The following is a 14,488-nucleotide window of genomic DNA, read 5'->3' as shown; positions in this document are numbered from 1 at the left end:
TGCCTCAGGAGGCGGCCATCCGCGCCGCCGTCTCGTTTATCCTCAGGACCATATCAAGGATGAGGGAAGCAGGGTCAAGGTTGACCGCCCGGCCGTGCCGCACCCGCGCGCCCAGTGATTGCTGCAGGTCTGCCCAGTCCCGACCGGCGGCGGGGGAGGGGGCGAGCCGCGCCATCAGCTCGGCCTCGCCCGGCACCGCCTCGACCATCGGGGGCAGGCCGCTGCCGGTGCGGGCGAGCCGCGCCAGCAGCATGTCGGCCAGCCGCAGCGCGACGTCGAAGCGCTCGGCCGCCTCGCGCCCCGCCATGCCGTCAGCCAGCTTGATCGCGCGCGGACGGTCGAGCCGGGGAGCGTCGCGCAGGAGCGTCGTCATTTCGGCATAGATCTCGGGCCCGCCCAGGTGCAGAAGGCGCAGCGCCTCACCCACAGAGCCGCCGGACAGCTCGGCAAGCGTGGCCGTGGCCGCCCCCGGCTCTTCGCCCGCGTTGGCCAAGGCCTGCCCCAGGTCGTCTGACGACAGCGGTGCGCAGCGAAGCTCGCGGCAGCGCGAGCGGATGGTTGGCAGCAGCCGCGCCGGGGCATGGCTGACCAGCAAGAGCGTGGTGCGCGCGGGCGGCTCTTCCAGCAGCTTGAGCAGCGCGTTCGCGGCGCTCGGGTTCAACTCGTCGGCGGCGTCCACAATGACCACGCGCCGCCCGCCCTCGGCCGAGGACAGGGCGAAGAAACCCTTGAGCTTGCGCGCCTCGTCCACCGTGATGACCTGCTTGAGCCGCTTGGTCTTGTCATCCCAGCCCCGGCGCAGAAGGAACAGCCCCGGCTCGGACAGCGCGGCGACCCGGCGCGACACAGGGTGATCGGCTGGGATGTCGAGCCGGTCGGCGGGCGGGGCAGGGTCGTTGAACAGGCCGCCGCCGTCGCCCACGGGCTGCGCCAGCAGGAACCGCGCGATGCGCCAGGCGAGCGTCGCCTTTCCCACCCCGCGCGGCCCGGTGATCAGCCAGCCGTGGTGCAGCCGCCCGCTGCGAAACGCGTCGAGGAAATCCGCCTCGGCCGCCTGCTGCCCCAGCAGCGCCGTCGTCTCGCGCGGGTGCGGTGCGCCGGGAACGCGGTCGGGCTCCTGAACGGCGTCGTCGCTCATGCCAGCCGGGGCTCCACCGCCGCGGCGACGCGCTCGGCCACCGCCTCGGGCGTTCCGTCGCCGTCGATGACGACGAAGCGGTCCGGGTTGTCGGAGGCCAGCGCGAGGAAGCCGTCGCGCATCTTGGTCTGAAGGTCCGTCCCGAAGGACTCGAACCGCTCCTCGGCCCCCTCACGCGAGAGGGCGCGGGACAGGCCGGTGGCCGGGTCCATGTCGATCAGCACGGTCACGTCCGGCTCGACCCCGACCATCAGCGTATGCAGCTGGTCCACGATCTCGCGCAGGTCGCCCCGGCTGACGCCTTGGTACATGCGCGTGCTGTCGGCGAAGCGGTCGCAGACCACGACCTTGCCGGCATCCAGCGCGGGCCGGATCGTCCGCTCCAGGTGGTCGCGGCGGGCGGCGGTGAACAGCAGGATCTCGGTTTCGGCCGACCAGCGGTCGGCGTCGCCTTCAAGCACCAGCCGCCGGATCTCCTCGGCTCCCGGGCTGCCGCCAGGCTCTCGGGTCAGCACTACGTCACGCCCGGCGTCGCGCAGGCGCTCGGCGAGCAACCGCGCCTGCGTCGACTTGCCCGAGCCGTCGATGCCCTCGAACGAGATGAAGGTGCCGCGCCGGCTCACTGCAGCGCCCTGACCTCTCCGATCCACTGGGCCAGCAGCACTTCGGCGGCGGTGCGCAGCCGGGGCACGAAGCCCGCCTTGGCCACCGCGCGGTCCGCCACCAGCGGCACCCGCGTGTCCGGCAGACCGTCGAGCCGGATTACCAGCTCGGCCAGTTCCTGCCCCTCGGCGATGGGCGCGTCGAACGGGCCGGTATAGGTCACCTCTGCCTCGATCGCGTCCTGCTGGAGCGCCGGGACGAGGAGAGAAACCTTGTCGGGCGCGACCAGCCCGACCTCCCGGGCGTTGCCCAACCAGACATCGGCCACCGCGACCTGCTCGCCCGGTTCGATCACCGTCTTCTCGACGAATTGCCGAAAGGCCCAGTTGACGATGCGTTCGGCCTCGTCCGCGCGTGCCTCCTCGGACTCGAGCCCGGTGATCACGAACACGATCCGCCGGTCGCCCTGCGAGGCCGACCCGACAAGGCCGTACCCCGCCTCGGACGTGTGCCCGGTTTTAAGCCCGTCCGCCCCGATTCCGAGGCCCAGGAGCGGGTTGCGGTTGAAGCGGTTCTGCGGCGCGCGACCGTCGAAGCCGAACTCTTCCTGCGCGAAATAGCCGTAGTACTCGGGGAACTCGGTGATCAGCCGCGTCGCCAGGATCCCGAGGTCGCGCATCGACATGCGGTGGTTCGGATCGGGCCAGCCGCTGGCATTGGCGAAGGTGGACTGGTCCATGCCCAGGTCCTCTGCCCGCTGGTTCATCAGCCGGGCGAAGGCCTCCTCGCTTCCGGCAAGGCCCTCGGCCACGACGACGCAGGCGTCGTTGCCCGACTGCACGATGATGCCCTGAATCAGTTCCTCGACCGTCGGCCGGTCGCGCTCGTTGAGGAACATGGTCGAGCCGCCCATCTCTTTCGCACGCGTCGAAACGCCGAAGCGGGTATCCATGCTGACCCGGCCGTCGCGCAGGGCCTCGAACAGCATGTTCAGGGTCATCAGCTTCGACATCGAGGCCGGCGGAAGCGGGACGTCGGCGTTCTTGTCCAGAAGCTCGGTGCCAATGGTTACGTCATAGACGTAGGCGGCCGAGGCGCGGGTGTCGAATTCGGCGCGCGCGGGCAGTGCGGCGGCCAGCACGATAACCAGGGCGCCGACGAGGCGGGTCACGTGAAACATGAGGGGTCTCCGTTACGGGCGGTCGGCCTAGTTAGCCACGTAGAAGGCGTCGGAATAGCCGAGATCCTTCACTTTCTCGAGAAGGTCGGCGCGTTCGTCGGCACTGGGCGCGGGGCCGGCGATCACGCGCCAGAAGGTCTTCCCGGAGCTCGTCTGCTGGCGCACCGTCGGAACCACGCCGATGCGGCGCAGCGAGGCGGCGGCGTTGTCGGCATTCTGCTCAACGCTGAAGATGCCGATCTGGATGTAGGGGCGCGATAGCTCCTCCTCCGACGCGGGGGGCGGGGCCGGCGGCGCGGTGTCGGCGGCCTCGGCCCGGTCGATCGCCGCGGCGGCGTCGGCCAGCGCCGGGTCGCTCTCCAGCGGCCGGGAGTCGATGGTCTCGGGCGCGGACAGCACCGGCTCGGTCGGCGCCCCGCTTTCTGCCGCTTCCTCGCGCCGCAGGGCGGTCACGTCGAGCCGCACCGGCTCGCCCGCCAGCATTCCCAGCGCTTCGGCGGCGTCGGACGACACCTGAAGGCGCGGACCCGGCGTTTCGCGTTCGCGGCGAAACAGCGCGCCGATGACGAAGTTGCCGTTGGTCTCGTTACGGATGATCACGCGCTCCGGGTCGGTCACGTCCGGATGCGCCACCCAAACGCCGCCGAGCGACGGCCGCCCGTCCCACAGCCCGGCCTCGGTCACCTGGAAGATCTCGGGCGCCTCGACGTCGCGCTCGACCAGCCGTTCGGCCGGCGCATCGGCACCGGTTGCACCCGACCCGGGCCGCGGCAGGAAGCCCGGCCCCTCTTCGCACGCCGAGAGCATCATCGCGCCGCCCAGCAGGATGGCCAGCCGCACCGTGTTCCGTTTCGCCATGTCCGCCCCCTTGCGCGGCAGTCCCGCGCCGTCGCCGCCTTGCCGGCGGCCTGTCTGCCCGATGCCGCCGCGCGCCCGCGCCGCGACGAGCGAGACCTTATCCCGCCGCGCCGTACAAGAAAAGCCTCGCCCCGCGTCCCGGCGACGACCCGCCCTTCCCGAATCGCGGCGCCGCGGGTATGCGAGTCCGACCGGAGGAGTGGCAGAGTGGTCGAATGCACCGGTCTTGAAAACCGGCGTGCGTGAAAGCGTACCGTGGGTTCGAATCCCACCTCCTCCGCCACGCAAAGCGAATTTGCCGTTTAGCTTCGGCCGCTTCGAAGGGTTGGGGTGGGCCTTCGTTCCCCGTTTTGTCCGCCTATACGTTAGTGGTATTGGTTCCAGCCGTTGCAATATGGGCCGCGATTTGTTCCTTGGCTGCGTTGGCAGGCTGGTGTGGTAGGCGCTGAGGAAGGCTTCCCCTTGTTCTAAATGAAGGTCCCAAGGGCCACCCAGTTGCCCGGGACGAGCGGACGCAGGCTAGCATGGTCTCTCTCCAATGCCGCCGACGAACGGCTGCCGGACCTCAGGCACGCGTGCGGAGAGAGGCATACGGAACTCGCCGATTTGTGCACGAGCGCCGCAGTAGGCGGCTTTGCATGCCGCCGGTGACTCCGAGCGCACGATGATGTCGCTGCCTTCCAGCGTTAGAACAAGCCGGCAGTCTGCATTAGATGCGATCCAGCGTGTCCCGGTCTTCACGGCCTCTAGCACCGGCGTGGCACAGGCGTGGTCTCCAGAGAAGAACATGAAGTCAAAGCGGAGAGTTTCTCCGATTTCCTCGACGCTCATCACCTTGCGGTCTGCGCAATAGAGGCCGGTCAGGCCGTCTGCGGGCGCGAAAGACAGCTGCGCGATGCGTGTGCGCATGGCGTCGGCGAGGCATGACCTGGTTCCGCCGCAGGCGTTTCGCCGTGCAAGCCAAAGGCGCTGCTCTTCAAGGATGCGGTCGCGGCGCCCGGTGGGTTGCCCGGTGCGAGCGGAGCGATAGGCGTCCGCCATTTGACGATCGAGAGCCGCAAGGGTTGCATCGGCGCAGATAGCTTTTTCCACATCGGTCGCAGCGAGGGAGCAGTCGAAGCTCGCCTGTGCTTGTGCGCTACCTGTAAACACTGCCGTCGTTAAGAGGGCGAAAAGGAGCTTCATTGGAATACCGTGGATGAGAATAAGTCTCCCGTCAGCTTACGGCATCAACCGATAGAAACAACCGGCCCTGCCGCCACTTGGACGCAGCCTGTCTCGATGAGCTTCACGTTCATTCGCTCCGCCCAGCGGAGAAGCTTGCTCATGTGCGCGGTGCACGTGCATTCCGCGAACGCATCATGCAGCGCCACAAGCGGACCATACGTGCGCCAGTGCATGCAATTCGATTTCGCCGCCACTCTACTGATAGCCCGGCTGCCAGCTCATTTCTCGCGAAGCTGGTCGGCCCGTCGAGCTGCGCGATCGCAAGCGTCCTTCGCTGAGATGGATGGTCAGGGTCGTGGCAGCGGCGGCAGGCGAAGACTGCGCCGCCGTCGAACAGCGTGACGCGCCGGCCACAGCCGAGATCCGGACTGCGGAAACAGATGGGCTCGCCGTCGAAGTGGCACGGCGTGCTGTCCAGCGTCACCGGATGGGCTTCGGCTGTCCACTCGCTGACGCCGCTCCGGTGAAGATAGTTAAGGCGAACGTAGCCTGCGCCGACGCCCCTGCCGGTTTGTGCGCGTGGCCTGTCGTTTTTGCCGAAGTGTCCTTGCCCGGCGACGCGTATTCGCTTCCTCAGCGCGGCATGATGCCTGCGCATGCTGCACCGGGTAGCGTAAGGTCGCAACGGGATCGCGCAGGGAGGCGACGGAAAGGTGACCGCGTAGGGGTGTGACGGCAGCGCCTTGTTTTTCGGCCTGAGGAGGGTCCGTGAAATTATGACGGCACAGATTTTCGATTTCGGCACGCAGATCCGCAAGTCGCCCTATTTCGACGCGACCGTGCGCTGGGGCGCCAGGGCCTTTTCGGTCTATAACCACATGTACATTCCGCGCGATTTCGGCGACCCGGAACAGAACTTCTGGAACCTCGTCGAGCGCGCGATTCTGTGCGACGTCGCCGTGGAGCGGCAGGTCGAGATCTCAGGTCCGGACGCCGCGCGCTTCGCCCAGATGCTGACGCCCCGCGACCTGTCGAAAATGGCGGTCGGGCAGTGCAAGTACGTCCTGATCACCAACGCGCAGGGCGGCATCCTGAACGATCCCATCGTGCTTCGCCTGTCCGAGAACACCTTCTGGCTGTCCCTGGCCGACAGCGACATACTGCTCTGGGCGCAGGGGCTTGCCCTGCGTTCGGGCCTCGACGTGACGATCAGCGAACCGGACGTTTCGCCTTTGCAGCTCCAAGGCCCCGCCTCGCGCGACGTGATGCAGGCGCTGTTCGGCGATGACATTCTCGACCTGCGGTACTTCTGGCTGCGCGAGCTCGAACTCGACGGCATTCCCCTGATCGTGTCGCGGACCGGCTGGTCCAGCGAGCTTGGCTACGAACTGTACCTGCGGGACGAAACACGCGGCGACGAGCTTTGGGAGAAGATCATGGCGGCGGGCCGGACCTTCGGGCTGCAGCCGGGCCACACCTCGACGATTCGGCGGATCGAGGCCGGCATGCTGTCCTACCACGCGGACATGGATGCGCAGACCAACCCGTACGAGCTTGGCCTGGGCCGGCTCGTGGACCTCGACACCGACGCGGACTTCGTCGGGAAGGACGCGCTGACCCGGATCCGCGACGAAGGGATCAGCCGCAAGCAGGTTGGGCTGGTGATCGATGACGCGCCCCTTGCAGGGCCGAACACGCGGTTCTGGGCCGTAACGAAGGACGGCACCACGATCGGCAAGGTGACCTCCGCGGTCTACTCTCCCCGGCTCGCTCAGAACATCGCCCTGGCCCTGATCGCGGCAGAACACGCGGTGCTCGGACAAGAGGTGCAGGTGCGAATGGACGACCAGAGCGTGCGGGCGGAGATCGTGGACCGGCCTTTCTTCGACCCGAAGAAGACGCTGGCGGTGAGCGCGGCCAAGGTCGCGTGATCGCCTGCCCCGGGGGGCGCATCCGCGTCCCGGGCCACGACGGGCGCGGGTCTCGACGGGTGACGGCTGCGTCGTGCATGCTGTCACCGGCGGCTCGGTTTGCCGGGAGGGGCGCGGGGAGAAGGGTCACCACGCTCCGGGCGGGTGCCGACTGGTCGCGTCGCGACGGCACAGCCGTGGCATAACGTTTTGGAGGAGCATCAATGTCCCACGAAGCAGACACGGCCGCCGTCGCGCCGGTGGTCCGCACCGATGCGGACGGCGTTGCCGTCCTGACGCTGAACGAACCGGCGTCGATCAACGCCCTGTCCGAAGCGATGCTGGCCGCCATCTCGGACGGGCTTGACGAGATCGCGCAGGACCCGTCGGTCAAGGCCGTGATCCTGCGGAGCGCGGGGAAGCATTTCTGCGCCGGGCACAATCTCAAAGAGATGAGCGCCCGCAGGTCCGATCCCGACGGCGGGCGGCAGTATTTCCAGGATCTCTTCGCCACCTGTTCAGCCATGATGCTGAGGGTGGTGCGGCTGCCGCAACCGGTGATCGCCGAGGTCAAGGGCATCGCAACCGCCGCCGGCTGTCAGCTCGTCGCCTCCTGCGACCTGGCGGTCGCGTCCGAGGAGGCGCGTTTTGCAACATCCGGCGTGAATATCGGGTTGTTCTGCTCAACACCGATGGTGGCGCTGTCGCGCAACGTACCCCGCAAGATGGCGATGGAGATGTTGCTGCTCGGCGAATTTCTGTCGGCGGATCGGGCGGCTGAGATGGGCCTGCTCAACCGTGTCGTTCCGCGCGACGCGTTGGAGGAAACGTCGCTGGAGATCGCCCGCGCCATTGCCGCCAAGTCGCCTGCCGCGATCCGAATCGGGAAGCGCGCGTTCTACGATCAGGCCGAGATGCTGTTGGAAGAGGCATATGCCTTTGCAGGTCGCATCATGGCCGAGAACATGATGGCCCGCGACGCCGAAGCCGGGATCGGCGCATTCACCCGCAAGGCCCCCATGCCCGAGTGGACGGGCGAATGACCTACGCCGGCCCCGAGCTCGACCGCTGCGCCGCGAACCACGCTGAGCTGTCGCCGGTCTCGATCCTGAAGCGGGTGGAGCGCGTGCATCCCGAGTTGCCCGCGCAGATCCACGGCACCATCCGGCGGAACTGGGGCGAGGTCGCGGGGCGGTGCAAGCGGCTGGCCTCGGCCTTGGCAAAGCGGGGCATCGGCAACGCCGACACGGTCGCGCTGATCGCTCCGAATATCCCCGAGGCGTTGGAATGCGCGCTGGCCGTGCCGATGCTGGGCGCCGTGCTGAACGCCAACAACGTGCGCCTCGATGCCGGGACCATCGCCTATATCCTCGATCACGGCGAGGCGAAGGTGCTGCTGGTCGACACCGAGTACTCGGCGATGGCCGCCGACGCGGTGGCGCAGTGTGGCCGCGACCTGCTGGTCGTGGATATCGAGGATACGCAGGGCCCGGGCGGTGAGCGGATCGGCGCCCTGACGTACGAGGATCTGCTGGCCGAGGGCGATGCAGACTTCCCCTACCGCCTTCCGGACGACGAGTGGGATGCGCTCGCGCTGAACTACACGTCGGGGACCACCGGCCGGCCGAAGGGCGTCGTCTATTCCCACCGCGGCGCCTGGACGAACGCGGTGAACAACGTCGTCACGTGGGAGATGCCACATCACCCGGTCTATCTCTGGACTCTGCCGCTGTTTCACTGCAACGGCTGGTGCTTTCCCTGGACGATCACGCTTTTGGCGGGCTGCCACGTCTTCCTGCGCGCGCCGCGGGCCGACGAGATCTATCAGGCCTTTGCCGAGCATGGCGTGACGCATCTCTGCGGCGCTCCGATCATCATGTCGATGATCGCCGGGGCGCCGTCCGAAGACAGGCGCGACTTCCCCCAGACGATCAGGATGATGACCGCCGCGGCTCCGCCGCCCGCCAGGATCATCGCCGGGATGGAGGCAATGGGCATCTTGATCACCCATGTCTACGGGCTGACCGAGGTCTACGGGCCGGCCGTCGTCTGCGCCGAGAAGCCGGATTGGAGCGACCTCCCGCTCGAGGACCGCGCGCGGCTGAAGGCGCGGCAGGGCGTGGCCTATGAATTGCAGGAGGATGTCCTCGTGCTGGACCCCGGCACCGGACAGCCTGTGCCGTGGGACGGCGAAACCCAGGGCGAGATCGCCTTTCGCGGCAACATCGTGATGAAGGGATACCTGAAGCAGCCCGACGCGACCGCGAACGCCTTCAGGGGCGGCTGGTTCTGGTCCGGGGATCTCGCCGTGCAGCATCCCGACGGCTACGTCGAGATCCGCGATCGCGCGAAGGACATCATCATCTCGGGCGGGGAGAACATCTCGTCCATCGAGGTCGAGAACGCGATCCACTCGCACCCCGCGGTCGGACAGGTCGCAGTGGTCGCCATGCCCGATGCGAAATGGGGCGAGGTCCCTTGCGCCTTCGTCGAACTTGCCGAGGGCGCGACGGCGACCGAGGAGGACATCCTGACCCACGCCCGAACCCGCCTCGCGGGCTTCCAGAAGCCCAAGAAGATCGTGTTCGGCGACCTGCCAAAGACCGCGACCGGCAAGATCAGGAAGAACGAGTTGCGAGACGAAGCGAAGGGGCTTGCGCAGGAAGCGAGCGGGGCGGGCCAAGGCTGAACCCGCCAAGAGCGGCGCCGTCAGCGCGCCCTTCCGTCACGCTTCTTGAAGAATGGCCACACTTCGCCCTACGCCGGTTCGGCAAGGCGATCTGCGAAGTGGCTCAGCAGCTTGTGCTTGAGAATCTTGCCCGTTGCGGCCGCAGGCAGCGCCTCCACGATCAGGATCCGCGAGGGGCGCTTGTAGCCGGTAAGGCGACCGGAGGCGTACTCTGCCAGGTCGGCCGCGGTCACCGCGTCCGGGTCCTTCACCTGGCAGAAGGCCAGCACTTCCTCGTCGCCCTGCACCATGCGCCCGATCACGGCCGACTGTACGACCGCGGGATGGTCGTTCAGCGCGGCTTCCACCTCGGGCGGGTACACGTTGAAGCCGCCGCGGATGATCAGCTCCTTGGCGCGGCCGACGATGTGCAGGCGTCCTTCGGCGTCGATCCGGCCGAGATCGCCCGTGCGCATGTAGCCGTCCCCGGTGATCGCCTGGGCCGTCGCGTCGGGGTTGCGGAAATAGCCCTTCATGATGTGCGGGCCCTTGGTCTGCACCTCGCCCACGCCGGGCTCTTTGCCGATGCTTTCATCCAGCCGGATGTCGACGCCGGGCAGGGGCGGGCCGACCGAAATGTCCGGATCACCGATCGCGTTCCGCGTGCCCGAGACGCCCGCGGTCGTCTCGGTCATGCCGTAGCCGTTCTGAAGCGGCAGGCCGTAGAATGCCTCGGCCTTGCGCTTCCAGGCTGGATCGAGAGGGGCTGCTCCGGACGAGACGTAGCGCAGGCGGTCGGAATCCAGCCGCGCGTGCCCGTGCTCGGCCGCGTAGGACATCAGCAGCGCATGCATCTGCGGCACGGCCGGCACGACCGTGGCGCCGCGCCTGAGCGCATTATGGAGCGCCTCGGGCGTGAAGCGCCGGGCCAGTTCGACCGTGCAGCCGGTCAGCGCCGACGCCATCAGCATGGAGGCCAGGCCGAAGACATGCGTCAGAGGCAGCGCTCCGTAAACGTGATCCGCTGCGGTGAGGTCGCGCAGATCCCGCGAGGCATGCGCCGCGAAGATCAGGTTGCCGTGGGTCAGCATGACGCCCTTCGGGTCGCCGGTCGTGCCCGTGGTGTAGAGGATCACCGCGACCTGCCCGTCGCCATCCTCGACAGGTTCGCCCGAGCCGGCATCCGCTTCGAGCAGATGGACGGCGCCGAAGCCGGTCTCCACGCGGGACGCGCCCGCTGCCTCGGCGTGGCTGGCAGCCTCCTTCGAGACGTGGCTGGTGTAGAGCGTCAGGCGCGGCTGGGCATGGGCGGTGATGCGGGCGATTTCGGCCGCGGACATGCGCGCGTTCACCGGCACCGCCCAGGCATTCAGGCGGCTTGCCGCCATGACCGCGACCGCGACGGCAAGACAGTTCTCGGCCACTACCAGGATGCGATCGCCGGGTCCAACGCCATGGCCCGACATCAGAGCCGCGCCCTCGTCGACCAGCGCTGCATAGCCGCGCCAGTCCACGCGGGTGCCGTCGGTGTCGATGATCGCGACGGCGTCCGGGCGGGCCGCGACATGCGGTTCGATCATCTGGTGAATGCGGGTGAAGTCGGTCATCTGGGTCATTCCTCCCCTGCGGGCGCGGGCCTCAATCGTGCAAGCGCGGTGCGGGCATCCTCTTCGAGCGTGGCGGCAATGGCCTCGAACGGCTCCGAGCTTTCGACGAAGCCGAGTGCCTGTCCCGCCGACAGCATCCCGCGTGACGTGTCGCCCACCCTGTAGGCCTCGCGACCGATGCGGCCCGAGACGTAGGGCATCAGCTCCTCTATCCCGATCTCGGGCTTTTCCCGCTCGAGCCGGGCGACGATTTCGGTGGTTTCGTTCTTGAGCGTGCGGATCGTGTTGCGCACGCTCGACATGGTTAGCGCCGTGTCCCGCTCGCTCGCGGCAACGAGCGCGTCCTTGTAGCCCGCGTGGGCCCGGAGCTCGGACGCGGCGAGGAAGCGGGTTCCCATCACGACGCCCGCTGCACCGGTCGCGAGGGCCGCGACGATTTGCGCCCCCGTCCCGATGCCGCCGCCGATCAGGTAGGGCACGGTCAGCCGCCGTTCCGCCAGCGACAGGTTCACCATCGAGCCGACCAGGTCCATGCCCGGATGACCGCCGCACTCGGCACCCACGATGGCGACCATGTCGACGCCGACGCTCTGTGCCTTCACGGCGAAGCGGACCGAGGGAACCTTGTGCACGATCGTGACGCCCGCCTCTTTCAGCAGCGGCACGTACGGTTCGGGGTTGCGGCCCGAAGTCTCGACGACCTTGATGCCTTCGTCGATGATCAGGCGGAAGACGTCTTCGGTCTTCTCGCCCGGCACCAGCTTCGGCAGCATCGAGACGTTGACGCCGAAGGGCCGGCCGCCGGCCAGGTCACGGCAGCGGGCGATCTCGGCCCGCAGGTCGCCGGGCTCGGGAAAGCTCGCAGCGGTGATGAAGGGCAGCAGGCCGGCCTTCGCGGCGGCGGCGCAGTAGTCGGCGTCCGAGAGCCACATCAGGCCGCCCGCGACGACGGGCAGGCGCAGGCCGAAACGTTCGGTCAGCGGTGTCTTCATGGCCGGGTCCCCGGGGGTCATGACGGCTCCCGCCGCTTGGCGAACGCGGGGCGGCGCTTTTCGAGGAAGGCGCTGATGCCCTCCTGTGCCTCGGGTCCCGCGACCGCAGTCGCCATTGCGTCGCGCTCGGCGTCGAGCAGCACCGCGAACGGCGTCTCCTCTGCCAAGGCGACAAGCGCCTTGATCCGCGACTGCGCGGCGGCAGGCCCGGCCGCGATTCGGTCGGCCAGGTCCATGGCCGCCATCAAGCTTTTGCCGGTGGCGCAGAGCCCGTTGATCGCGCCGAGTTCGGCCAACCGTTCTGCCGTCACCGGCGTGCCGAGAAGCAGCATCTCGGAGACCAGCGCCCTCGGCAGCCGCTCGGTCAGCGCCGCGCTGAGCCCGCCATCGGGCGTCAGTCCGGCCCTGACATACGCCGCCGTGATGTTCGCGCCGCGCGCCGCGAGGACGAAGTCGCAGGCGAAGGCGAGCGAGGCCCCCGCACCCGCCGCGCCGCCCTCAACGGCGGCGATCCATGGCACCGAGGACCCCCGGATGCCCCGGACAAGGTCGTGCAGCGCCTCGATGCGGGCATGGCGCTCCGCCTCGGGCAGATCGCGCCGCGTCGCGAGCAGGTTCAGGTCACCGCCCGCGCAGAAGAAGCCGCCCGCGCCCCAGAACGTGACGGAGGTCACGCGGGGCTCCTCGGCCAGCTGGGTTGCCTCCGCCAGCGCGTCATAGAGGTCGTCCGACAGCGCATTGCGCCGCGCGGTGTTGTCGTTGACCACGACGAGCCGGTCGCCGCGATCCTCGACGCGGGCGAGGCTCATGCGTCGCCTCCCTTTTCCATCTTCTCGCGCGGCACGCGCTTGAAGACTCCCGTGGCGGTGGCGATCAGAGTGCCGCCGTCGGCCTCGAGCCGGGCCTCGATGAACAGGAGCGAACGCCCCCCGCCCGTGACGCGGCCGGTTGCAGTGATCCGCTGACCGACACGGGCGGGGCCGACGAAATTGGTCGCCATCGAGATCGTCAGGAACGGCGAACGACCGGTCTCGTCCACCGTCAGGCTACCGGTCGCGCCCATGGCGTTGTCGAGCATCAGCGCCGCGATTCCACCATGCAGCACGCCGTGGCGGTTCGCATGCGCCTCGGTTACGTCGAGGATGCAGCGCGCCCGGCCGTCGCCCTGTCCTACGTCCAGCACGTAGCCCAGCGTCCGCTGGGCCCCCGTCTCGTTCTCGATCAGCGCCATGGTTCAGGCCGCGCTCAAGCGGATGAAGCGCTCGAGGTGGTAATCGGTGTCGCCGAAGCGGTGATCGACCATGGTCAGGCGCTTGGCCAGGTGCCCCAGCGCGTATTCCTCGGTCATGCCGATGCCTCCGTGCAGTTGGATCGCCTCTTCGACAACCAGCCGAGCGACCCGGCCGATCAGGTTCTTCGTCGCGCTGACATGCCGTTCCCGCTTCACGCGATCCGTTTCTAGATGGCCGGCCAAGTTGATGACGGCGGATCGCGCCTGCTCAATCTCGATCAGGACGTCGGCCATGCGGTGCTGGAGCGCCTGGAACTTGCCGATGGGCTGGCCGAACTGCTTGCGCTGCTTGAGGTAGTCAACGGTCAGGCCGCGGATCGACTCCATCAGGCCGAGCGCCTCGGCGCAGATCGCGCAGGTCGCCCGCGCGGCGGCTTCCTCGATTGCGGGGAAGGCGGCGCCCTCGGCACCGATCAGCGCGTCCTGCGAGACGGTTACCCCGTCGAGCGTCACCTCGCCCGCGCGTCCGCCGCCGTTCAGCGGGTAGTCGCGGATCGCGAGGCTCTCGGCATCGGCCGGGACGAGGAAGAGCGAGATGCCTTCAGCGTCGGCCGTGTCGCCGCCGGTCCGGGCCGAGACGACGAAGGCGTCCGCCGCGCCCGCATGTTCCACCACGGTCTTGCGGCCCGTGAGGCGCCAGCCGTCGCCGTCGCGGGTGGCGGTGGTCTCCACGTGATCGAGATCGTATCGCGCGCCGGGCTCCGAATGGGCGAAGCCGAGGATCGCACCGCCGATGACTTCCTCGACGCGCGCCTTCTGCGCCTCGCTCCCCTCAGCGGCGAGCAGCCCGCCCGCCAGCACGCCGGAGGCGATGAGCGGCTCGAAGGCACCCGCGCGGCCGATCTCTTCGAAGACGACGGCGAGGTCGAAGCCCGCGCCGCCGAAGCCGCCGTCCTCTTCCGAGAACAGCGCCCCGATCACGCCCATCTCGGCCAAGCCGGACCAGAGCGTTTCGGAATGGCCCGCCTCGCTCTCGGTCGCGTTGGCCAGCATCTCGGGGGTGACGGTGTCGCCCAGGTAGCGCCGCAGGCTGTCCTGCAGCATCTGGCGTTCTTCGGTCAGCTCGAAATTCAT

13 protein-coding genes and 1 tRNA gene are annotated in these 14,488 nt (G+C 68.4%); 4 read left to right on the top strand and 10 right to left on the bottom strand.

The window, feature by feature from the left end:
* Window positions 1-4 precede the first annotated feature (4 nt).
* The 4 genes from BM162_RS13260 to BM162_RS13245 are packed head-to-tail and all read right to left on the bottom strand — an operon-like array spanning window position 5 to window position 3,779.
* Complete coding sequence (locus tag BM162_RS13260) at window positions 5-1,138, bottom strand: DNA polymerase III subunit delta' (RefSeq protein ID WP_093422771.1); 1,134 nt, start codon at window positions 1,136-1,138, stop codon at window positions 5-7.
* Window positions 1,135-1,761 (bottom strand): dTMP kinase, encoded by a 627-nt coding sequence (tmk, locus tag BM162_RS13255; protein WP_093422769.1) that lies wholly within the window; start codon window positions 1,759-1,761, stop codon window positions 1,135-1,137. Before tmk ends, BM162_RS13260 begins: the two co-directional genes overlap by 4 nt.
* Complete coding sequence (locus tag BM162_RS13250; RefSeq protein WP_093422767.1) at window positions 1,758-2,921, bottom strand: D-alanyl-D-alanine carboxypeptidase family protein; 1,164 nt, start codon at window positions 2,919-2,921, stop codon at window positions 1,758-1,760. The genes tmk and BM162_RS13250 overlap by 4 nt, the downstream gene beginning before the upstream one ends.
* A gap of 27 nt (window positions 2,922-2,948) precedes the next feature.
* Complete coding sequence (locus tag BM162_RS13245; RefSeq protein WP_093422764.1) at window positions 2,949-3,779, bottom strand: SPOR domain-containing protein; 831 nt, start codon at window positions 3,777-3,779, stop codon at window positions 2,949-2,951.
* Window positions 3,780-3,972: 193 nt separating this feature from the next.
* On the opposite strand from BM162_RS13245, the gene BM162_RS13240 reads away from it, so the two are divergent.
* Window positions 3,973-4,062: transfer RNA gene (locus tag BM162_RS13240), tRNA-Ser, on the top strand.
* 236 nt (window positions 4,063-4,298) lie between these two features.
* Here the strand turns inward: BM162_RS13240 and BM162_RS13235 are convergent.
* A complete protein-coding gene (locus BM162_RS13235; protein ID WP_093422762.1) occupies window positions 4,299-4,964 on the bottom strand; it encodes a lysozyme inhibitor LprI family protein in 666 nt (221 codons plus the stop codon).
* Window positions 4,965-5,722: 758 nt separating this feature from the next.
* On the opposite strand from BM162_RS13235, the gene BM162_RS13230 reads away from it, so the two are divergent.
* The 3 genes from BM162_RS13230 (at window position 5,723) to BM162_RS13220 (ending at window position 9,545) form a co-directional block, all read left to right on the top strand.
* On the top strand, window positions 5,723-6,877 hold the full coding sequence (locus BM162_RS13230; RefSeq protein ID WP_093422759.1) for a glycine cleavage T C-terminal barrel domain-containing protein: 1,155 nt from the start codon (window positions 5,723-5,725) through the stop codon (window positions 6,875-6,877).
* Window positions 6,878-7,080: 203 nt separating this feature from the next.
* On the top strand, window positions 7,081-7,899 hold the full coding sequence (locus BM162_RS13225; RefSeq protein WP_093422756.1) for an enoyl-CoA hydratase: 819 nt from the start codon (window positions 7,081-7,083) through the stop codon (window positions 7,897-7,899).
* Entirely contained in the window at window positions 7,896-9,545 is a 1,650-nt protein-coding gene (locus BM162_RS13220; RefSeq protein ID WP_093422754.1) for an acyl-CoA synthetase, read from the top strand. Before BM162_RS13225 ends, BM162_RS13220 begins: the two co-directional genes overlap by 4 nt.
* A 68-nt stretch (window positions 9,546-9,613) precedes the next feature.
* Here BM162_RS13220 and BM162_RS13215 read toward each other — a convergent pair whose 3' ends face one another.
* From BM162_RS13215 to BM162_RS13195, 5 genes are read right to left on the bottom strand one after another with little or no spacing between them, the layout of a single operon-like run.
* Entirely contained in the window at window positions 9,614-11,140 is a 1,527-nt protein-coding gene (locus BM162_RS13215; RefSeq protein ID WP_245759265.1) for a class I adenylate-forming enzyme family protein, read from the bottom strand.
* Window positions 11,137-12,123, bottom strand: a complete 987-nt coding sequence (locus BM162_RS13210) for an NAD(P)H-dependent flavin oxidoreductase (RefSeq protein WP_093422751.1) — start codon at window positions 12,121-12,123, stop codon at window positions 11,137-11,139. Before BM162_RS13210 ends, BM162_RS13215 begins: the two co-directional genes overlap by 4 nt.
* Before the next feature lie 17 nt (window positions 12,124-12,140).
* Window positions 12,141-12,932 carry an oxepin-CoA hydrolase, alternative type gene (locus tag BM162_RS13205; RefSeq protein WP_093422749.1) on the bottom strand — a complete coding sequence of 264 codons (792 nt, stop codon included), beginning with the start codon at window positions 12,930-12,932 and terminating at the stop codon, window positions 12,141-12,143.
* Entirely contained in the window at window positions 12,929-13,354 is a 426-nt protein-coding gene (locus BM162_RS13200; RefSeq protein WP_093422746.1) for a PaaI family thioesterase, read from the bottom strand. Before BM162_RS13200 ends, BM162_RS13205 begins: the two co-directional genes overlap by 4 nt.
* A gap of 3 nt (window positions 13,355-13,357) precedes the next feature.
* On the bottom strand, window positions 13,358-14,488 hold the full coding sequence (locus BM162_RS13195; RefSeq protein ID WP_093422744.1) for an acyl-CoA dehydrogenase family protein: 1,131 nt from the start codon (window positions 14,486-14,488) through the stop codon (window positions 13,358-13,360).

Origin of the sequence: Tranquillimonas alkanivorans (assembly GCF_900115595.1) — a bacterium.
GTDB lineage: Bacteria > Pseudomonadota > Alphaproteobacteria > Rhodobacterales > Rhodobacteraceae > Tranquillimonas > Tranquillimonas alkanivorans.
This window is presented reverse-complemented; position numbering and strand designations above follow the sequence as displayed.

What these genes read in the sequence shown, in the direction of transcription:
- BM162_RS13250 (WP_093422767.1), bottom strand. Translation starts at nt 2,921, where the DNA reads ATGTTTCACGTGACCCGCCTCGTCGGCGCCCTGGTTATCGTGCTGGCC.
- BM162_RS13205 (WP_093422749.1), bottom strand. Translation starts at nt 12,932, where the DNA reads ATGAGCCTCGCCCGCGTCGAGGATCGCGGCGACCGGCTCGTCGTGGTC.
- BM162_RS13215 (WP_245759265.1), bottom strand. Translation starts at nt 11,140, where the DNA reads ATGACCCAGATGACCGACTTCACCCGCATTCACCAGATGATCGAACCG.
- BM162_RS13235 (WP_093422762.1), bottom strand. Translation starts at nt 4,964, where the DNA reads ATGAAGCTCCTTTTCGCCCTCTTAACGACGGCAGTGTTTACAGGTAGC.
- BM162_RS13195 (WP_093422744.1), bottom strand. Translation starts at nt 14,488, where the DNA reads ATGAATTTCGAGCTGACCGAAGAACGCCAGATGCTGCAGGACAGCCTG.
- BM162_RS13225 (WP_093422756.1), top strand. Translation starts at nt 7,081, where the DNA reads ATGTCCCACGAAGCAGACACGGCCGCCGTCGCGCCGGTGGTCCGCACC.
- BM162_RS13230 (WP_093422759.1), top strand. Translation starts at nt 5,723, where the DNA reads ATGACGGCACAGATTTTCGATTTCGGCACGCAGATCCGCAAGTCGCCC.
- BM162_RS13245 (WP_093422764.1), bottom strand. Translation starts at nt 3,779, where the DNA reads ATGGCGAAACGGAACACGGTGCGGCTGGCCATCCTGCTGGGCGGCGCG.
- BM162_RS13200 (WP_093422746.1), bottom strand. Translation starts at nt 13,354, where the DNA reads ATGGCGCTGATCGAGAACGAGACGGGGGCCCAGCGGACGCTGGGCTAC.
- BM162_RS13260 (WP_093422771.1), bottom strand. Translation starts at nt 1,138, where the DNA reads ATGAGCGACGACGCCGTTCAGGAGCCCGACCGCGTTCCCGGCGCACCG.
- BM162_RS13220 (WP_093422754.1), top strand. Translation starts at nt 7,896, where the DNA reads ATGACCTACGCCGGCCCCGAGCTCGACCGCTGCGCCGCGAACCACGCT.
- BM162_RS13210 (WP_093422751.1), bottom strand. Translation starts at nt 12,123, where the DNA reads ATGAAGACACCGCTGACCGAACGTTTCGGCCTGCGCCTGCCCGTCGTC.